Consider the following 16443-nt stretch of genomic DNA (forward strand, 5'->3'; position numbering starts at 1 on the left):
GCCCATGAGGGAGAGCGCTCTCCAAGTTCTCCCGTACCTCGGCATCCCCACCCGCACCCCGACTCCCGTGAGGAGCTTCTCCCCCCATGATCATGTCCCGTTCTCGACGACCGGCCCGCCCCCGTGGCCGTACCACCGCCCGCCTCGCCGTCGCCGGAGTCCTGGCCGCCACGGCGGCCGCCCTTCCGGTCCCGACCGCCCAGGCCGCCGGAAGTGTGGTGAAGGTGACCGGGTCCCAGGGCGCCTGGCAGCTGACCGTGGACGGCGCCCCGTACACCGTGAAGGGCCTGACCTGGGGTCCGTCCGTCGCGGACGCCGGGCGGTACATGCCCGACGTGAAGTCGATGGGCGTCAACACGATCCGTACGTGGGGCACCGACGCCACCACGAAGCCCCTGCTGGACAGTGCGGCCGAGAACGGCATCAAGGTGATTGCCGGGTTCTGGCTGCAGCCGGGCGGCGGCCCGGGCAGCGGCGGCTGTGTGAACTACCTGACGGACACCGCGTACAAGAACGACATGCTCGCCGAGTTCCCGAAGTGGGTGGAGGCCTACAAGGACCACGAGGGCGTCCTCATGTGGAACGTCGGCAACGAGTCGGTGCTCGGCCTGCAGAACTGCTACAGCGGCGACGAGCTGGAGCGGCAGCGCGACGCGTACACCACCTTCGTCAACGAGATCGCCAAGAAGATCCACGCGGTCGACCCGAACCACCCGGTCACCTCCACCGACGCCTGGACCGGGGCCTGGCCGTACTACAAGAAGAACGCGCCCGACCTCGACCTGTACGCCGTCAACTCCTACGACGCCGTCTGCGACATCCGCGCCACCTGGGAGAGCGGCGGCTACGACAAGCCCTACATCGTCACCGAGGGCGGGCCCGCCGGCGAGTGGGAGGTCCCGGACGACGCCAACGGCATCCCGGACGAACCCACGGACGTGGCAAAGGCGGAGGGCTACCAGCGGGCCTGGGACTGCGTGAACGGGCATCAGGGGGTGTCGCTCGGGGCCACGTTGTTCCACTACGGCACCGAGTACGACTTCGGCGGCGTCTGGTTCAACCTGCTTCCGGCGGGCCAGAAGCGGCTCTCGTACTACGCGGTGAAGGAGGCGTACGGGGCGGACACCTCCGGCGACAACACCCCGCCGGTCATCAGCGGTATGACCGTCGACAACGCCTCCGCCGTGGAGGCGGGCAAGCCGTTCACGTTCAGGGCGTCCGTCTCCGATCCGGACGGCGACGCGCTCACCCACCAGGTGCTGGTCAACTCCAAGTACATCGACGACAGCGGCCAGTTGACGGACGCCGACTTCACCGACCGGGGTGCCGGCACCTTCGAGGTCACGGCTCCGGACAAGCTCGGCGTCTGGAAGGTTTACCTCAAGTCGACCGACGGGAAGGGCAACGTCGGCATCGAGACGAAGTCCTTCACGGTGGTTCCGCCGAAGGTCGACGGGGTGAACCTGGCTTCGGGCAAGCCCGCCGAGGCCTCGTCGTTCCAGCCGGACAGCGTCGGCTGCCCCTGCCCGGCGGCCAACGCCGTCGACGGCTCCTTCGACACCCGGTGGGCCAGTGAGTGGGCCGACCAGCAGTGGATCCAGGTCGACCTGGGCGCGACCACCTCCTTCGACCACGTCCAGCTGGCGTGGGAGGCGGCCTACGCCAAGGCGTACACGGTGCAGACCTCGGACAACGGCCAGGACTGGAACACCGTCCACACCGAGACGGCGGGCAACGGCGGCATCGATGACATCCAGGTCGCCGGCAACGCGCGCTACGTCCGCGTGAGCACCTCCGAGCGCGGCACCCCCTGGGGCTACTCGCTCTACGAGTTCGGCGTCTACCGGCGCTGATCCGACGGGGCCCGCAAGCCCTCCGCGCCGTCCCATCCCCGCTGTCGGCGCGGCGGGAGCCCGCGGCGGCCACGGACATCCGTGGCCGCCGCGGGCTCGTCACGTCGTTGGCGGGAGAAGCGAGGTAGCGTCCTCGTCATGGACTTTCGAACCACTGTCGAGCGCGCTGAGCGCCTCAAGCAACTGCACGCCGACCACAAGCCGCTCGTGCTGCCCACCGTCTGGGACGTCTGGTCCGCCCGGACCGCGGTCGCCGCGGGCTTTCCCGCGCTGACCATCGGCAGCCATCCGCTCGCCGACTCCCGAGGGGCCGAGGACCAGGAGGGCCAGACCTTCGAGGAGGTGCTCGCCGCCGTCAGGCCGATCATCGCGGCGGTCGACGTCCCCGTCTCCGTGGACCTGGAGTCCGGCTACGGCCAGAAGCCCGCGGACCTCGTCGCCGGTCTCATCGAGGCCGGCGGTGTCGGTCTCAACATCGAGGACACCGTCCACTCCGAGGGCGGACGCGTGCGCAGCACGCAAGAGCACGCGAGCTACATCGCGGGTCTGCGCGCGGCGGCCGACGACGCGGGCGTCCAGGTCTGGGTCAACGGGCGCACCGACCTCTTCGCGCACGCGGAGAACCCCTCCGCCGTCCTCGACGAGGCGATCGAGCGACTGCGGGCCCTGGAGCAGGCCGGAGCCGACAGCGTCTACCCGGTGAAGATCCAGGACAACGACGAACTGCTCGCGGCGGTGACCGCGGCCGTCGCCGTCCCGGTGAACACCACGGCGCATCCCGTGAAGCACGACCTGGAGCGTTTCCGCCGCCTCGGCGTCGGCCGCATCACCTACGGTCCGCTGCTGCAGTTCGCGCTGACTGATGCGATGAAGGACATGCTGAAGCCGTGGGCGCCGTAGGCGTGTCCGCGATGTGACCTGCGAGCCGGTGGCCGGTCGGCCACCGGCTCGCCGCGCGAGGCGAAGCCGTTCCCCCCGGCTGGGCGTCGGTACATCGGCCCTGGAATCCCGTTGCCCCGGCGTCCGCCGAACGGGCACGCTTCCGGCATGCGATTCCCCGCTGAAGCCCGCCGCGATGTCCACGTCCGCTACACCCGGCCAAGCTGTATGGGCGGGTTCGCCTGGTTCACCGTGGATTTCGAGCCGCTCCCGGACGGGCGGCTTGGCTTCGATTTCGTCAATCCGCTCGGCCCGGAGGACATCGACGCGGAGTGCGCGGAGGCGGTGAGCGACGGGATATTGCTGTGGCTGATCGGAGCGGGACCGCAGAACGTGAACTTCGACCGCCCGCCCCTCCCCACGGCGAAGGAGCTCGCGGCGGGAGTCCTCGTCCGCCCGGACGCCGGGTCGGGATTCATCGCCCTGCGCACGGTACTCCGGCACTCACGCCTGCACCCCGTCGACTCCCTGCCCTGGACCCATGCGCGCGCCGGGTGGCGGGCCGCGGACAAGAGCTGGCGGGGCGGGGAAGCGGCCGATGACCCGATGGACCGTGCGCCGTAGAGGCGTGCGGTCGCCGGGAGCCGACCGGGTCGGACCGGTCCTTCCCGTGCCCGCTGTCAGCTGCTGAGGTCGAAGACGCCCCATTCGGTGAACGGTTCGGCCTGGACGTAGATCCTGCCGCCTCGGCCGACGACCCGTCGTCGGCCGACAACGGATCCGTCGGGCATGGTGAGCGCGCCGACATCGGTCTGTTCGACGGACGTCTCGGCGAGTTCTGCGTGGACGAGTCGGTCCTGCTCTTCGCCGTAGCCGCCGTAGAAGGCCACTCGTTCACCGTGGACGGCCACTGCCCTGGCGCCCCGCACCTGGTTCTCCCACACTCGCACGGGCCGTTCGCGACGGTCGGGACGTATCTCGACGAGCGGGAAGTCCGTGTACGGGCAAGCCCAGGCGGTGGTGCCCGACACGTTCAGGGCGTAACAGTCGAAGAGACCGGGGATGTGGGCGTCGTCCGACATCCAGGTGGGGCGGCCCGTGGCGCTCCAGCGGCGGATGCCGATCGGGTTCTCGTCGAAGTGCCCGACCCAGAGCTGGCCGGCCTCGTCCACGAGCAGGTGCTCGACGGCGTCCCCGACGGAGAAGGACGAGGTCTCACGGCCGAGCGCGTCGAAGACCTGGACCTGGTTCGCGTCCTCGTATCGCCGGGCGCGCGACGCGGCGACGACGAACCCGCCGTCGGGCAGGCGGTCCAGGTGCGGCCAGCGGGCCCGTACGGCGCTCAGCTCGGTGAGTTCGATGCTGCCACCGGGATGGACGGAGACGACCAGGGCGTCGAAGGGCGGGACATCGCCGCCGGGCTGCGGAACATGCTCGCCGAGCAGCCAGTGGGCGGTGCCGAAGAGATCCTCGCCGACGCCCGAACCTTGCGACAACCCATTTCGGTACGCCCCGTGCGGCGGCGACCCACCGTATGCCCCGTGCTTTCGGCGCGGGATCGGTCAGTGGCACTCCTCCGGCCGCGGCGAGCGATGCGCCGCGGCCGGAGGGCTGCCGGGGAGGAGCAGGGGAGGAGCAGGGGAGAAGAGGGGTCAGGCGGCTGTCCGGCCCTCCCGGCGTCCCGCGTGTTCCCGGACCAGCTCCGCGTACCGGAGTCCGCTGCTCTTGACCGTACGGCGCTGGGTCGCGTAATCCACGTGGACCAGGCCGAACCGCTTGTCGTAGCCGTACGCCCACTCGAAGTTGTCCATCAGGGACCAGGCGAAGTACCCGGCCAGCGGGGCGCCCTTGCCGACCGCGCGGGCGCAGGCGGCCAGGTGCTCCTCCAGATAGCGCACGCGCTCCGGGTCGTGCACCGAACCGTCCGCCGCGACGACGTCCTCGTACGCGGAACCGTTCTCGGTGACGTAGATCCGCTGCACGCCGTATTCGTCGGTCAGCCGCAGCAACAGCTGCTCCAGGCCCTCCGCATGGACCTCCCAGCCCATGTGGGTGAGCCGGGCGCCGGGGACGGAGATCTGCCGGGCGTGCGGGGCGGTCCCGTCGGGGTCGGCCGTGACGATCTGCCGGAAATAGTAGTTCAGGCCAAGCCAGTCCAGCGGGGCCGCGATCGTCTCCAAGTCACCTGGCTGAAGCGGTAGTTCGACGCCATACTCCTCCACCATGTCCTGCGGGTAGCCGCGCCCCAGGATCGGGTCCAGCCACCAGCGGTTGATGTGGCCGTCGGCGCGGCGGGCGGCGGCGAGGTCGGCCTCGCTCGTGCTCGCCGGCTCGATCGGGCTGAGGTTGTTGACGATGCCGACCCGGGCGTCCGAGGAGGCCGCCCGGATCGCCTGGACGGCGAGACCGTGGCCCAGGTGCAGGTGGTACGAGGCGCGCACGGCGGCGGTCAGGTCGGTGAGGCCCGGCGCCATCCGGCCCTCCAGGTGCCCGATCCAGGCCGAGCACAGCGGCTCGTTGAGCGTCGCCCAGTCCTTGACCCGGTCGCCCAGGCGCTCCACCACCTGGGAGGCGTACGCCGCGAAGTGCTCCGAGGTCTCCCGTACGGTCCAGCCGCCCCCGTCCTGGAGCACCTGCGGCAGGTCCCAGTGGTAGAGCGTGGCGAACGGGGTGACGCCCGCCTCCAGCAGGCCGTCCACGAGCCGGTCGTAGAAGTCGAGGCCCGCCTTGTTGACCGGCCCGTCGCCGCCGGGCACGACGCGCGGCCAGGCGACGGAGAAGCGGTAGGCGTCCGCGCCCAGTTGCTTGATCAGGCCGATGTCCTCGGGCACCCGGTGGTAGTGGTCGCAGGCGATGTCGCCGGTGTCGCCGCCGTCGACCTTGCCCGGGGTGTGCGAGAACGTGTCCCAGATGGAGGGGGAGCGGCCGTCCTCGGCCACGGCTCCCTCGATCTGGTACGCGGCGGTGGCGACGCCCCAGGTGAAGTCGGCCGGGAGTGCGGTGAGGTCGGACACGTACTGCCTTTCTGTGGAGGTCACTTGACGGCTCCGGCGGTGAGACCGGCGACCAGGTAGCGCTGAAGCAGCAGGAAGCCCACGACGATCGGGACGCTGACGACGAGGGACGCGGCCATGACCTGGTTCCAGTACACGTCGTTCTGCGTGGCGTAGCCCTGGAGGCCGACGGAAAGGGTCCGGGTGGCGTCGTTCGTCATGACGGAGGCGAAGAGCACCTCGCCCCAGGCCGTCATGAAGGAGTAGACGGACACGGCGACGATGCCGGGGATGGCCGCCGGCACGACGACCTGGAAGAGGGCGCGGACGGGACCGCAGCCGTCGACCAGGGCCGCTTCGTCCAGGTCCCGGGGGATGGAGTCGAAGTAGCCGATCAGCATCCAGATGGAGAACGGCAGCGAGAACGTGAGGTAGGTGAGGATGAGCCCGCCGCGCGAGCCGTACAGGGCGACGCCGGTGCTGTTGCCGATGTTGACGAAGATGAGGAACAGCGGGAGCAGGAAGAGGATCCCCGGGAACATCTGCGTGGAGAGCACCGTGACGGTGAAGACCCGCTTCCCCCGGAACCGGTAGCGGCTCACCGCGTACGCCGAGAACACCGCGATGGTCACCGACAGCACCGTCGACGAGCCCGCCACGATCAGCGAGTTGACGAAGTACTTGGCGAGCGGGACGGTCTCCCAGATGTCGAAGTACGGCTGGATCGTCAGCGTCGACGGGAGCCACTGGAACTTCCCCGACACGTCCTGGAGCGGCTTCAGCGAGCTGCTGACCATGACGTAGACCGGCAGCAGGACGAAGCCGGCGAGCAGGGTCAGGATGATGCGCCGGGTCCACAGGAAGGACTGCGGGGCCGCCATCGGCGAGCGGGCCCGCGACCGGGTGGTGCGGGTCGGCCGCGTGAGGCTAGACATCGGCGCCCTTCCTTCCGCGCGAGGTGAAGAACAGGTAGACGGCCGTCACGATCAGCAGGAAGAGCAGCAGCAGGACGGACATCGCGGACCCGGTGCCGAAGTTCCAGGTGACGAACGAGGACTGGTAGATGTGGATCGAGATCAGGTCCGCGTTCTCCGGTGCCGATTTCCCGAACAGCACGAACGGGGTGTTGAAGTCGTTGAACGTCCACAGGAAGAGCACCAGGATCAGCACCTGGTTGACCGGGCGCAGCGAGGGCAGCGTGATCCGGCGGATCTGCTGCCAGATACCCGCGCCGTCGATCGAGGCGGCCTCGTACAGCTCGCGCGGGATGTTCTGGAGCCCGGCCATCAGCATGAGGAAGGCGAACGGCCAGCCCTTCCACACCGAGACGATGATCAGGGTGTAGAGACTGTTGTCGCCGATCAGCCAGAACGACGGCTCGTCCGTGATGCCGAGCTGGTCGTGCAGGACGTGGTTGATCATCCCGTTGTCCCGCTGGAACATGAACGCCCAGGTGATGACGGCCGCGTAGACCGGCAGGGCGTACGGGACCAGGAAGATCGTCCGCAGGACGCCCCGCCCCCGGAAGTTCTCCTGGAGCAGGATCGCTGCTGCTGTGCCGAGCAGCCAGGCCAGGCCGACGGAGAAGAACGTGAAGACGCAGGTGACGAAGAACGAGTGGAGCAGGGCCTCACCGATCGGCGCGTCGATGTCGACGGCGATCTTGTAGTTGTCGAGGCCGGACCAGGGCGCGGCGCCCCAGTTGTTGATGAAGAACTGCGTGAGCTGCCGGAAGCTCATCACGATCCCGATGACCATCGGGATGATGTGGATGAGGAGTTCCAGCAGGACGGCGGGCAGAAGCAGGAGATAGGGCAGTCCGCCTTGGCGGATCCGGTCGGGGATGCGCGGCAGTCTCCTGCGCGCACCCCCGGTGCCCCGGCTCGTACCCCTGCTGGTCGACTTGTCGACCTCGGGGTCCGTGGTGACGGTGGCGGTCATGGATCAGGGCCTCACTGCTGCATCGTCTGCTGGGCCTTTTCCAGGCGCTCCTTGACCGATGCCTCGGTCACGGGGCGTCCGGCCGCCGCGTCCGCCCACAGCTCCTTGACCGCCGTGCCCACGGCCGTCTCGAACTGCGACTCGTTGGGGACCTGGGGGAGCGGGGCGGCGCTGGTGGCGAGGGTGTCGCGCAGGACCTTGAGGTCGGGGGCCCCGAACGCGGCGTCGGCCTGGGCGGCCTTGACCGGCGGGATGGAGCCGTAGGTCTTGTTGAGCAACTTCTGCTCGGCGTCGCTGGTCATGAACTTCACGAACTTCTTGGCGCCGTCGATGTTCTTGCTGTTCTTGAACACCGCCATGTTGATGCCCGCGACCATGGAGTTGACCTGCTCGCCCGTTCCGGGGGCGCCCGAGGGGACCGGCACCGGGGCCGCGCCCCAGTCCTCCGGCTTCATGCCCTGCGCGGCGAAGGTGGAGGCGGCCGCCTGCCACAGCACCATCGCGGTCTTGCCCTTGGCGAAGTCGGTGAGCGACTGGTTCTGGGCGTACTCCGCGTTGCCCGGGGCGATGATCTTGTCCTTGGCCATGAAGTCGATGTACTGCTTCACCGCCGCGACCGCACCGTCCGAGGTGAACGTCGCCTTGCCGTCCTTGTCGAAGAAGTCGGCGCCGTGCTGCTGGCCCAGGACGAAGGTCTGGTGGATGTTGTTGGAGAGGTTGCCACCCTCGGCGCCAAGGCCCCACTTGCCGTCCTTGGATATCTTCTTGCCGGTCGCGACCAGCTCGTCCCAGGTGGCCGGCGGCTTCTCGACGCCCGCCTCGGCGAACATCTTCTTGTTGTAGTAGAGGGCGTACGCCAGCGAGTACAGCGGCACGGCGGCGGGCGGTTCGCCCTCCTTGCCGGCCGAGGCGACCGCCGAGTCGACGAAGCGGTCCCGGCCGCCGATCGCCTCGAAGTTCTTGTCGTCCCACGGCAGGAGCGCGCCGGTCGCCTGGAGTGAGGCCGACCAGGTGTTGCCGATGTTCAGCACGTCCGGGCCCTGACCGGAGGTGGTGGCGGCGAGGATCCGGTTCAGCAGGTCGGCCCACGGCACGACCTCCAGCTTCACCTTGATCCCGGTCTCCTTCTCGAACTTCTTCAGCTCGGGAGTGAGGATCTTCTTGTCGGCCTCGATGCTGGGGCCCTGGTTGGACGCCCAGTAGGTGAGGGTCTTCGGCGACTCGTTGCTGCCGCCCGACGTGGTTCCCCCACCACAGCCGGTGGCGGCCACGGCGATGGAGAGGGCGAGGGTGACGGCGCTTGCGGCTCTGAGATGACGCATGAGAGGTGGCCCCTTTCCGGGGATGGCTGCGTTCGGGAACCGAACGGCCTCCATGACTTAAATTATGCCGTGATTTAAGAGGTGAGAGAAGGTCGCGTCAAGGCCTTGGGCCGGGGTATGTTCCTGGACGGGAAGGAGCACCATGGCCGAGCGCAACAGACGAACCGTGCGTGACCTGCGGCGGGGCAACCGGGCGCGGGTATTGCAACGGTTGTATTTCGACGGCCCGCTGAGCCGTCAGGAGCTCGGCCCGGTCACGGGACTGAGTTCAGGCTCCATCAGCAACGTCGTCGCGGAGCTGTCCGCCGAGGGCCTGCTGGAGGAGGCTGGTGTCGTCGACTCGGACGGCGGCCGCCCCCGTACGCTGCTGCGCGTCGCTCCGGACGGCGGCCTCCTCGTCGGCATCGACATCGGCGAGACCCGCGTCCGGGTCGAGCTGTTCGACCTCTCCCTCACCGAACTGGCCCGCACCGAGCGGCTGTTGGCCCAGCACGGTTACGACGTCGAGCGCATCGTCGCCCATGTCCGCACCGGCGTCGCGGACGTGCTGCGCGACGCGGGCGCCGACCCGCGCCGGCTCCTCGGCATCGGGATCGGGGTCCCCGGCATCATCGAGCGCGACGGCCCCGAAGGCCCCGACGGCACCCGCGGCGCGGTGGTGCACGGCCAGACGATCGGCTGGCGCGCGGTCCCCTTCGAACAACTGCTGCGCGAAGCGGTCGACGTGCCGCCCGAGGTGCCGCTCTTCATCGACAACGGCGCCAAGACGCTCGGCCAGGCCGAGATGTGGTTCGGCGGCGGCCGGGGCGCGGGCGCCGCCGCCATCGCTCTGATCGGCTCGGGTGTGGGCGCCTGCGTCGACCACGGCGACATCCTCGACGAGGACCGCACCAGCCTCGCCCTCGAATGGGGCCACACCACCGTGCAGTTGCGCGGCCGCCGGTGCCGTTGCGGCTCCATCGGCTGCCTGGAGGCGTACGCGGGCGCGGAGGCCCTGCGCGAGCGCTGGCGGGAGGCGGGCGGCCCGCTGCCCGAGGACGCCGACGACGAGACCGCGCTCGCCGCCCTGCTCGCCGCCGCCTATCCGGGGCGCCGTGGCACTCCGGACCCGGTGGCCCTCGCTCTGCTCGACGAGACGGCGGAATGCCTCGGCGCGGCCCTCGCCGACCTGGTCAACCTCTTCCTGCCCGAACGCATCCTGATCGGCGGCTGGGCGGGCCTGCTCCTCGGCCCCCGCCTGCTCCCGGAGATTCGCCGGTACGCCAACGAGTACGCCCTGAGCCACGCGGCGGCCCGCACCACCATCGAGATGGGCCGCCTCGGCCCGGACGCGGTCACCGTGGGCGCGGCGACGCTCCCGCTGGCGGATTTCCTGACCCGGGGCGGCAGCCGCCCGGCGCCGGGCGGGACGGGCACCCCACCGCGTACGGCCGTCCACGCGGTACGGGAACGGCACCGGACCCCGGTCAACTGAGAGGACGCGCCTCGTCGGGCCGGCCCGCCACCTCGCCCGGTGCGGCCCAGCGCGGGTCCACCCGGCGCAGATGCGCGTCCTGGGCGTCGGCGAGCGGGGACGCCAGGGGGAGCGGTGCGAACCGGCAGACGAACCGCATGCCCGCGTCGCCCCCGTCGCCCCGGACCCGGTGCTCCCACTCCGCGGGGCCGCCCAGCGGGGCGTCGAGCAGGAGATAGGTGGTCAGCCGGGGCTGCCCCGTCTCGGGGTGCGGCCGCCCGTCCACCGCGATCCGCCGGACGACGCGGGCTCCCCGCAACCCGGTCTCCTCGGCGACCTCGCGCAGGACGGCCCGCTCAGGGTCCTCGCCGGGCGCGACACCGCCCGCGGGCACCTGGGTGCCGGCCTCGGGGAAGGCCGGCTGGTCGAACACCAGCAGGGCGGGGGAGGGGTGACGCCGGATCACATAGGCGGCGACCCGGACGCGGGGCGGGGGAGAGGTCATGCACGGCATCCTCGCGTACGCCGATGAGCCTCCGTTCCACGGAACGTGGGCCGCGCACGCCGATGAGCCTCCGCCCGCCAGGCCCGGAGGGCCGTCGTTCAGGCCGACCCCGTACGAGGTGAGCGTCTGCCCGGCCGTCGGGTCCTCGCCCGGCGTTCCCTAGGCCGACGCCCGTACCACCAGCTCCGGTTCGAAGATCACCGAGGTCACCGGGCCGTCCGGCCGGGACAGCCGGTCCAGGAGCAGGCGCGTCATCTCCGCGGCCATCCCCTCCACCGGCTGGCGGACCGTGGTCAGCGGCGGGCGGCAGGCCAGGGCCGCGCTGCTGTCGTCGAAGCCGACCACCGCCACGTCCCCCGGCACAGAGCGGCCGTGCTCCCGCAGGACGTGGCAGGCCCCCAGCGCCATCAGGTCGTTGGCGGCGAACACCCCGTCCAGGTCGGGGTGTTCCGCCAGTAGCCGTTCCATCGCCGCCTCGCCGCTCTCCTGGGTGAACTGCCCCTCGACGATGGGGATGTACGGGTGCCCGTGGCGCGCCATGGTGTCCCGGAACCCCGTCAGGCGCGCCTGCCCCGCCGGTACGTCCAGCGGGCCGCTGATCGTCGCTATCCGGCGGCAGTTCCGGCCGAGCAGGTGCTCCGCCGCCAGCCGCGCACCGTCCTGGTGCGCGAGATCGACATAGCTGACCGGGACCGGCCGCGCGGGGCGGGCGAACAGGACGGCCGCCAGGCCGGCTTCGGCGATCAGGGCGGGCAGTGGGTCCTCGGCGTGCGTCGAGACGACAAGGGCCCCGTCCGCGCGGCCCTGCCGCAGGTACGCCACCACGTCCTCGCGTGCCCGCGACGACTCCGCGAACATCAGCACCGGGTGCATTCCGCGCGGCCGCAGGTAGTTGACCACCCCGGTCACCACCCGGCCGAAGAACGGGTCCGCGAAGACCTGCGCGGTGAAGGAACTCCCGTCCCCGGACGCGGTGGTGTCCTCGGATTCTTCTGCTGCCTTCGGCTCGACGCCCGCGCCCGACACCACCAGCGCGATGGCGTCGGCCCGCCGGGTGACCAGCGACCTGGCCGCCCGGTTGGGGGTGTAGCCCGTCACGGAGACCGCCCGGCGCACCGCCTCCTGGATCACCGGGTCGACATTGCGCACCCCGTTGACCACCCGGGAAACGGTGGCGCGCGAGACGCCCGCCGCCCGGGCCACGTCCTCCAGGGTGGGCGCTCCGGCCGACCGCAGATCATCCGTCATGAGCGTCTTTATAGCACTTCAGGAGAGCGCTCTCCATGGGGTGGCCTTCCTCCCGATACCGATGCGGAGGCGGCCATGCGTGCCTGGCCGGACGAGTCCCCGGAGGGCTGAACGCGGCCGGGCGAGAGGGAAGCTCAGGGCGGCGGTATTCGGCCACGGACGGGCCGGGTGCGGCTGAAGTATCACGTTTTGCTTGTGATCAGTCACTGTGCGGACCTACGTTGCCCCTTGCGAGATGTACCGAAGCCAGTGGGGGAGCCACGTATGGCCGCGACCGGACGGCACCGCAGATATCAGCCCAGTCGGATCAACCGTGCCTCGCTCACGGTGACGGCGGGCGGCGCGGGCATCGCGCTCCCGCTCATCACCGCGGCCTCGGCCGGGGCCGCTTCGGGCGAGGTCTGGGAGAAGGTCGCCGCCTGCGAGTCCAGCGGCAATTGGGCCATCAACACCGGCAACGGCTACTACGGCGGGCTGCAGTTCAGCGGCTCCACCTGGGCCGCGTTCGGCGGTACGGAGTACGCGCCACGCGCCGACCTCGCCACCCGTGAGCAGCAGATCGTCATCGCCGAAAGGGTGCTGGACGGCCAGGGGCCCGGCGCCTGGCCCACCTGTTCCGTACGGGCGGGGCTCACGCGCGGCGGCGACGCACCCGACACCACCCCGGGGGCCGGGACCGCCCCGCAGAGCGCGGGCAGCCGGACCGCCCAGGCACCGGCGCCGCAGAGCGCACCGCCCAGGCAGCCGCAGACCCGTCCCGCCGAGGCGACGCCCACCCATGTGCCGGGCAAGCGCGATGCGTACACCGTGGCGAGCGGCGACTCCCTCTCCGGGATCGCGTCCGCCCAGCGGGTCCCCGGCGGCTGGCAGGGCCTCTACGCCGCCAACCGCACCGTCGTCGGGAACGACCCGGACCTCATCTTCCCCGGACAGCGGCTGAGCCTGGACGGGAGCCGGGCGCCGAAGGCGGGGGAGGGGGCGAGCACCGGGAAGCCCGCACGGCAGACCGCTCCGAAGCCCTCGGCCACCGCCCCCGGGCCGAAGAAGGCGGACCAGCGCCAGGCCGAGCCCAAGAAGGAAGCCCCGAAGCGGCAGGCGCCCAAGAAGGAAGCGCCCGAGCAGCAGGCGCCGAAGCAGGAGGCGCCCAAGAAGGCCGCCCCCAAGAAGGCCGCCCCCAAGAAGGAACAGCCCGCTCCGGAACGCGCCGTACGGCACTCCGGTTTCAGCGCCCCGGTCGCCGCCGGCACCGGCACCCCGTACCGCCAGGCCGGCTCCTGGTCCAGCGGCTACCACACCGGTGTGGACTTCCCCGTGCCCACCGGGACGTCCGTGAAGTCGGTGGCCCCGGGCCGCGTCGTCTCGGCCGGCTGGGCCGGAGCGTACGGCTACGAGGTCGTCATCCGGCACAGCGACGGCAAGTACAGCCAGTACGCCCATCTCTCCGCGCTCCACGTGCGCGCCGGGCAGTCCGTCTCCGGCGGGCAGCGCATCGCCCGCTCCGGCTCCACGGGCAACAGCACAGGGCCCCACCTGCACTTCGAGATCCGCACGGGCCCCGGCTACGGCTCGGACGTCGACCCGCTCGCCTACCTGCGAGCAGGCGGCGTCAGGGTCTGAACCCTCCGCTCGGAGCGGGGGCGCCGCAGGGTGGATCCGCCGCGCCGCTGCTGCTCCGCGAGCGGCCCCGGCGTACCGAACTCCACCTGCGGCACGGCACGCCCCGGCGGCAGGGGCGATGACTTGGTGGCCGAGGGCGCCGGTCCCGGCACGGCAGGCGCATCGGACACATCCGGCGACGACGAGGACTGACCGTCCTCCTGCCCCTCCGCGCCGCGAGCCCCGTCCACCCCGTCCGGGGCCGCGCGCCGGGCTCCCGGGCCCGCCGGCTCCGGGTTCGCCAACGCCTCCTCGGCGTGCTCCCGATTCATCCGCTCCCGCGTCAGCATGATGAGGCCGGCGGCGGCCAACGCCCCGCAGGAGAGGGCGAGGACCGTGCCGGGGACGCCGAGACGGAAGTGCTCGCCGAACAGGGTGAGGCCGATGGCGGCGGCCACCACCGGGTTGACCACCGTCACCGTGGCCAGCGGAGCGGTGAGCCCGGCGCCCCGGTACGCGGCCTGGGACAGGAACAGGCCCGCCGCGGCGAGCCCGGCGATCACCAGCAGCGGCAACGCACCCGAGCGCACCGAACCGGACGTCCACTCCACGGCCACGGTCTTGGTGAACACCGAGGCCATCCCGAACGCCGCCCCCGCGCCCGTGGCCAGGACGATGCTGCGCAGGACCGGCCGGCGCAGCGTACGGGAGAAGACGACGAGCGCGCCCACGGCCCCGAACGTCACCGCGGCCAGCAGCACCTGCTCCGGGCCGTTCAGGGTGTGCGGTTCGGCGTTCCCCGTGAGCGCCAGCAGTCCGCCGAGCCCCGCCGTCGCCATCAGCGCCCCGCGCCACGCCGTCGCGCCCGCCCGCCGCCCGACGAACAGGGCCGCCATCGGTAGGGCGAAGACGATCGTCAGCGCCCCGAGGGGCTGGACCAGGCTGAGCGGACCGTAGGCGAGCGCCACCACGTGCAGGACCGCACCGACCCCGTTGAGGACGACGGCGACCCACCACACGGCGTTGCGCAGCAAGGCGTGCCAGGCGTTGTCATCGGTCGCGGCCACGCGCTCCTGGATGATCGCGCCGGCCGCGTAGGCGACCGCGGAGACCAGTGACAGCAGCACGGACAACGCAAGGGAGCTCATGTACACCACGATGTCCCGTCCGGGGCCCCACGTCGTCGTCCTTGAGTCTCCACTTCGGCGTACTGCCCCAGTAGTACGCCCGTCGGACCGACGTCCTCCTCCTGACGGTAGTCCTGCCGCCCCCAGCCGTCAGAAGTTGTCGCCCGGCGGATACGGTGAGCCGCCGGGGCGGCACAGTCGGTGGCCGCCGGACCGGTCACGGGAGCGGGACCGCGGACGGACCGGAGACGGAGGGGGAACGGGCCATGGACCTGGCACAACTGGCATCGGTCGGGGGATTCTTCGCGCTGCGGACCACCCCGGTGCCGGACGGCGGACACCGGCCGCTGGAGCGGCTGTACGCGGGCGAGAACGCTCCGCTCGCCGCGCGTGTCGACCGGGTCGCGGAGCGGCTTCGGGCCCCCGAGCGCCGGGTCGCCGCCTCCATCGCCCATCTCGGTCTGGCCGCGCGGCTCTGGTCCATCGCCCTGGGCCCCGCCGCGCTGTTCGGGCGGATCCCCGCCCTGGCCCCCGGCGACCTCCACTGGGACCCGTCGTCCACCTCGCCGGACGACCTGTGGCTCGCGGGGACGGCCGAGCTGCCCGGCACGGCGGCCCGGATCCGCGAGGAGGTCCAGCACGGGCATCTGGTCCCGCTGGCCGACGCGTTCCGGCGCGACGGGAACATCTCCCCGCAACTGCTGCGCGGCAACGCGGGATCAGCCCTCGCCGGGGCCGTACGCGAACTCGTCGCCTTCGCCCGCGCCCAGGACCGGCCGGACGTGGCCGCACGGGCCCGCGCGCTGGCGGCCGAGCTCTTCGACGACGAGACGCTGCGCGACACCGGGTCCCCGCACGGTCCGGCGTTCCGGCGGCGCAGCTGCTGTCTGTACTGGCGCTGTCCCGGCGGCGGGGTGTGCGGTGACTGCGTGTTCGACCGGGCGCCCGGCTCCGCTCGGGCCGGGGCATAACGCCGGAAGGACGTTCAGGAAGGCAGCACGGCGTCTATGGCGTCGTCCACCGACGGCAGGACGGGCAGGGCGCTGTCGAGGCCGATCATGCCGATCAGGCGCCGCATGAACGGGGACGGGGCCGCGAGACGCAGCCGGTCGCCGAGCGCGGTGTGCCCCTGGAGGAGCACGTTCACTGTCGTCGAGTCCGCGAATCCGACGCCGGAGAGATCCACGACGACCGGGCCCGAGCCGTCCTCGGCCGCCGAGGTCAGAGCCAGGCCCAGGGGGGACACGCTGTCGATGTCGAGGTCACCCGAGACGGTCAGGACCAGGGCGCCCCGCTCCCGCCGGGTGGTGATTCTGACGGCTCTGTCCTCGTTGGGCGATGAAAGCACGGAAGGCACCTCGGGCGGGATCGGAAGGGAGCGGAGAGCCGTGCCGCCGGAGGGGCCGGCAGCGCTCCGTCCCTGGTCGCGGCGGGATATCGGGATAACGATAGAAGTAACAGTTGCCATTTGACAACATTCTCCATCGGGTAACAATCTGATCCCCGCCGGTTGATCGTCCGGCTGT

General features: G+C 71.3%; 15 protein-coding genes. 6 read left to right on the forward strand and 9 right to left on the reverse strand.

Annotation, left to right across the window (positions count from 1 at the left end):
- The first annotated feature begins 86 nt into the window (after positions 1 to 86).
- The 3 genes from IE134_RS27095 to IE134_RS27105 all read left to right on the forward strand — a co-directional run bounded on the left by IE134_RS27095 (position 87) and on the right by IE134_RS27105 (position 3356).
- Positions 87 to 1853: a discoidin domain-containing protein gene (locus IE134_RS27095; RefSeq protein WP_189432005.1), complete on the forward strand. Its 1767-nt coding sequence runs from the start codon at positions 87 to 89 to the stop codon at positions 1851 to 1853.
- A gap of 138 nt (positions 1854 to 1991) precedes the next feature.
- Positions 1992 to 2753: an isocitrate lyase/PEP mutase family protein gene (locus IE134_RS27100; protein WP_030719291.1), complete on the forward strand. Its 762-nt coding sequence runs from the start codon at positions 1992 to 1994 to the stop codon at positions 2751 to 2753.
- Between the two features lie 147 nt (positions 2754 to 2900).
- Positions 2901 to 3356, forward strand: coding sequence for a hypothetical protein (locus IE134_RS27105; RefSeq protein ID WP_098018628.1), 456 nt, complete (start codon positions 2901 to 2903; stop codon positions 3354 to 3356).
- A gap of 56 nt (positions 3357 to 3412) precedes the next feature.
- Here the strand turns inward: IE134_RS27105 and IE134_RS27110 are convergent, their stop codons facing one another.
- The 5 genes from IE134_RS27110 to IE134_RS27130 all read right to left on the reverse strand — a co-directional run bounded on the left by IE134_RS27110 (position 3413) and on the right by IE134_RS27130 (position 8988).
- A complete protein-coding gene (locus IE134_RS27110) occupies positions 3413 to 4228 on the reverse strand; it encodes a hypothetical protein (protein ID WP_050513768.1) in 816 nt (271 codons plus the stop codon).
- 156 nt (positions 4229 to 4384) lie between these two features.
- On the reverse strand, positions 4385 to 5746 hold the full coding sequence (locus IE134_RS27115; RefSeq protein ID WP_098018622.1) for a GH1 family beta-glucosidase: 1362 nt from the start codon (positions 5744 to 5746) through the stop codon (positions 4385 to 4387).
- Between the two features lie 20 nt (positions 5747 to 5766).
- Positions 5767 to 6660: a carbohydrate ABC transporter permease gene (locus IE134_RS27120; protein ID WP_189432009.1), complete on the reverse strand. Its 894-nt coding sequence runs from the start codon at positions 6658 to 6660 to the stop codon at positions 5767 to 5769.
- Positions 6653 to 7666 carry a carbohydrate ABC transporter permease gene (locus IE134_RS27125; protein WP_030719280.1) on the reverse strand — a complete coding sequence of 338 codons (1014 nt, stop codon included), beginning with the start codon at positions 7664 to 7666 and terminating at the stop codon, positions 6653 to 6655. The genes IE134_RS27120 and IE134_RS27125 overlap by 8 nt, the downstream gene beginning before the upstream one ends.
- Positions 7667 to 7677: 11 nt before the next feature.
- A complete protein-coding gene (locus tag IE134_RS27130) occupies positions 7678 to 8988 on the reverse strand; it encodes an ABC transporter substrate-binding protein (protein ID WP_030719274.1) in 1311 nt (436 codons plus the stop codon).
- A gap of 142 nt (positions 8989 to 9130) precedes the next feature.
- Here IE134_RS27130 and IE134_RS27135 point away from each other — a divergent pair, with 142 nt between their 5' ends.
- Positions 9131 to 10462: an ROK family transcriptional regulator gene (locus tag IE134_RS27135; protein ID WP_097885476.1), complete on the forward strand. Its 1332-nt coding sequence runs from the start codon at positions 9131 to 9133 to the stop codon at positions 10460 to 10462.
- Here the strand turns inward: IE134_RS27135 and IE134_RS27140 are convergent.
- Positions 10455 to 10946, reverse strand: coding sequence for an NUDIX hydrolase (locus IE134_RS27140; RefSeq protein WP_126931910.1), 492 nt, complete (start codon positions 10944 to 10946; stop codon positions 10455 to 10457). The two genes, IE134_RS27135 and IE134_RS27140, sit on opposite strands and share 8 nt — an antisense overlap.
- Positions 10947 to 11105: 159 nt before the next feature.
- Positions 11106 to 12194 (reverse strand): LacI family DNA-binding transcriptional regulator, encoded by a 1089-nt coding sequence (locus IE134_RS27145; RefSeq protein WP_030719269.1) that lies wholly within the window; start codon positions 12192 to 12194, stop codon positions 11106 to 11108.
- A gap of 264 nt (positions 12195 to 12458) precedes the next feature.
- On the opposite strand from IE134_RS27145, the gene IE134_RS27150 reads away from it, so the two are divergent.
- Complete coding sequence (locus IE134_RS27150) at positions 12459 to 13811, forward strand: transglycosylase family protein (protein ID WP_189432010.1); 1353 nt, start codon at positions 12459 to 12461, stop codon at positions 13809 to 13811.
- Here the strand turns inward: IE134_RS27150 and IE134_RS27155 are convergent.
- Positions 13781 to 14938, reverse strand: a complete 1158-nt coding sequence (locus IE134_RS27155) for a DMT family transporter (protein ID WP_098895282.1) — start codon at positions 14936 to 14938, stop codon at positions 13781 to 13783. The two genes, IE134_RS27150 and IE134_RS27155, sit on opposite strands and share 31 nt — an antisense overlap.
- A gap of 245 nt (positions 14939 to 15183) precedes the next feature.
- Here IE134_RS27155 and IE134_RS27160 point away from each other — a divergent pair, with 245 nt between their 5' ends.
- Positions 15184 to 15888, forward strand: coding sequence for a (2Fe-2S)-binding protein (locus tag IE134_RS27160; RefSeq protein ID WP_030719259.1), 705 nt, complete (start codon positions 15184 to 15186; stop codon positions 15886 to 15888).
- A 14-nt stretch (positions 15889 to 15902) separates the two neighbouring features.
- Here the strand turns inward: IE134_RS27160 and IE134_RS27165 are convergent, their stop codons facing one another.
- Positions 15903 to 16265: an STAS domain-containing protein gene (locus IE134_RS27165; RefSeq protein ID WP_030719256.1), complete on the reverse strand. Its 363-nt coding sequence runs from the start codon at positions 16263 to 16265 to the stop codon at positions 15903 to 15905.
- Between the last annotated feature and the right edge of the window lie 178 nt (positions 16266 to 16443).

This window comes from Streptomyces rubiginosohelvolus (assembly GCF_014649875.1).
Lineage (GTDB): Bacteria > Actinomycetota > Actinomycetes > Streptomycetales > Streptomycetaceae > Streptomyces > Streptomyces rubiginosohelvolus.

Coding starts and splice junctions, on each gene's coding strand:
- IE134_RS27095 (WP_189432005.1), top strand. CDS start 87: ATGATCATGTCCCGTTCTCGACGACCGGCCCGCCCCCGTGGCCGTACC.
- IE134_RS27100 (WP_030719291.1), top strand. CDS start 1,992: ATGGACTTTCGAACCACTGTCGAGCGCGCTGAGCGCCTCAAGCAACTG.
- IE134_RS27105 (WP_098018628.1), top strand. CDS start 2,901: ATGCGATTCCCCGCTGAAGCCCGCCGCGATGTCCACGTCCGCTACACC.
- IE134_RS27120 (WP_189432009.1), bottom strand. CDS start 6,660: ATGTCTAGCCTCACGCGGCCGACCCGCACCACCCGGTCGCGGGCCCGC.
- IE134_RS27125 (WP_030719280.1), bottom strand. CDS start 7,666: ATGACCGCCACCGTCACCACGGACCCCGAGGTCGACAAGTCGACCAGC.
- IE134_RS27130 (WP_030719274.1), bottom strand. CDS start 8,988: ATGCGTCATCTCAGAGCCGCAAGCGCCGTCACCCTCGCCCTCTCCATC.
- IE134_RS27135 (WP_097885476.1), top strand. CDS start 9,131: ATGGCCGAGCGCAACAGACGAACCGTGCGTGACCTGCGGCGGGGCAAC.
- IE134_RS27140 (WP_126931910.1), bottom strand. CDS start 10,946: ATGACCTCTCCCCCGCCCCGCGTCCGGGTCGCCGCCTATGTGATCCGG.
- IE134_RS27145 (WP_030719269.1), bottom strand. CDS start 12,194: ATGACGGATGATCTGCGGTCGGCCGGAGCGCCCACCCTGGAGGACGTG.
- IE134_RS27150 (WP_189432010.1), top strand. CDS start 12,459: ATGGCCGCGACCGGACGGCACCGCAGATATCAGCCCAGTCGGATCAAC.
- IE134_RS27155 (WP_098895282.1), bottom strand. CDS start 14,938: ATGAGCTCCCTTGCGTTGTCCGTGCTGCTGTCACTGGTCTCCGCGGTC.
- IE134_RS27160 (WP_030719259.1), top strand. CDS start 15,184: ATGGACCTGGCACAACTGGCATCGGTCGGGGGATTCTTCGCGCTGCGG.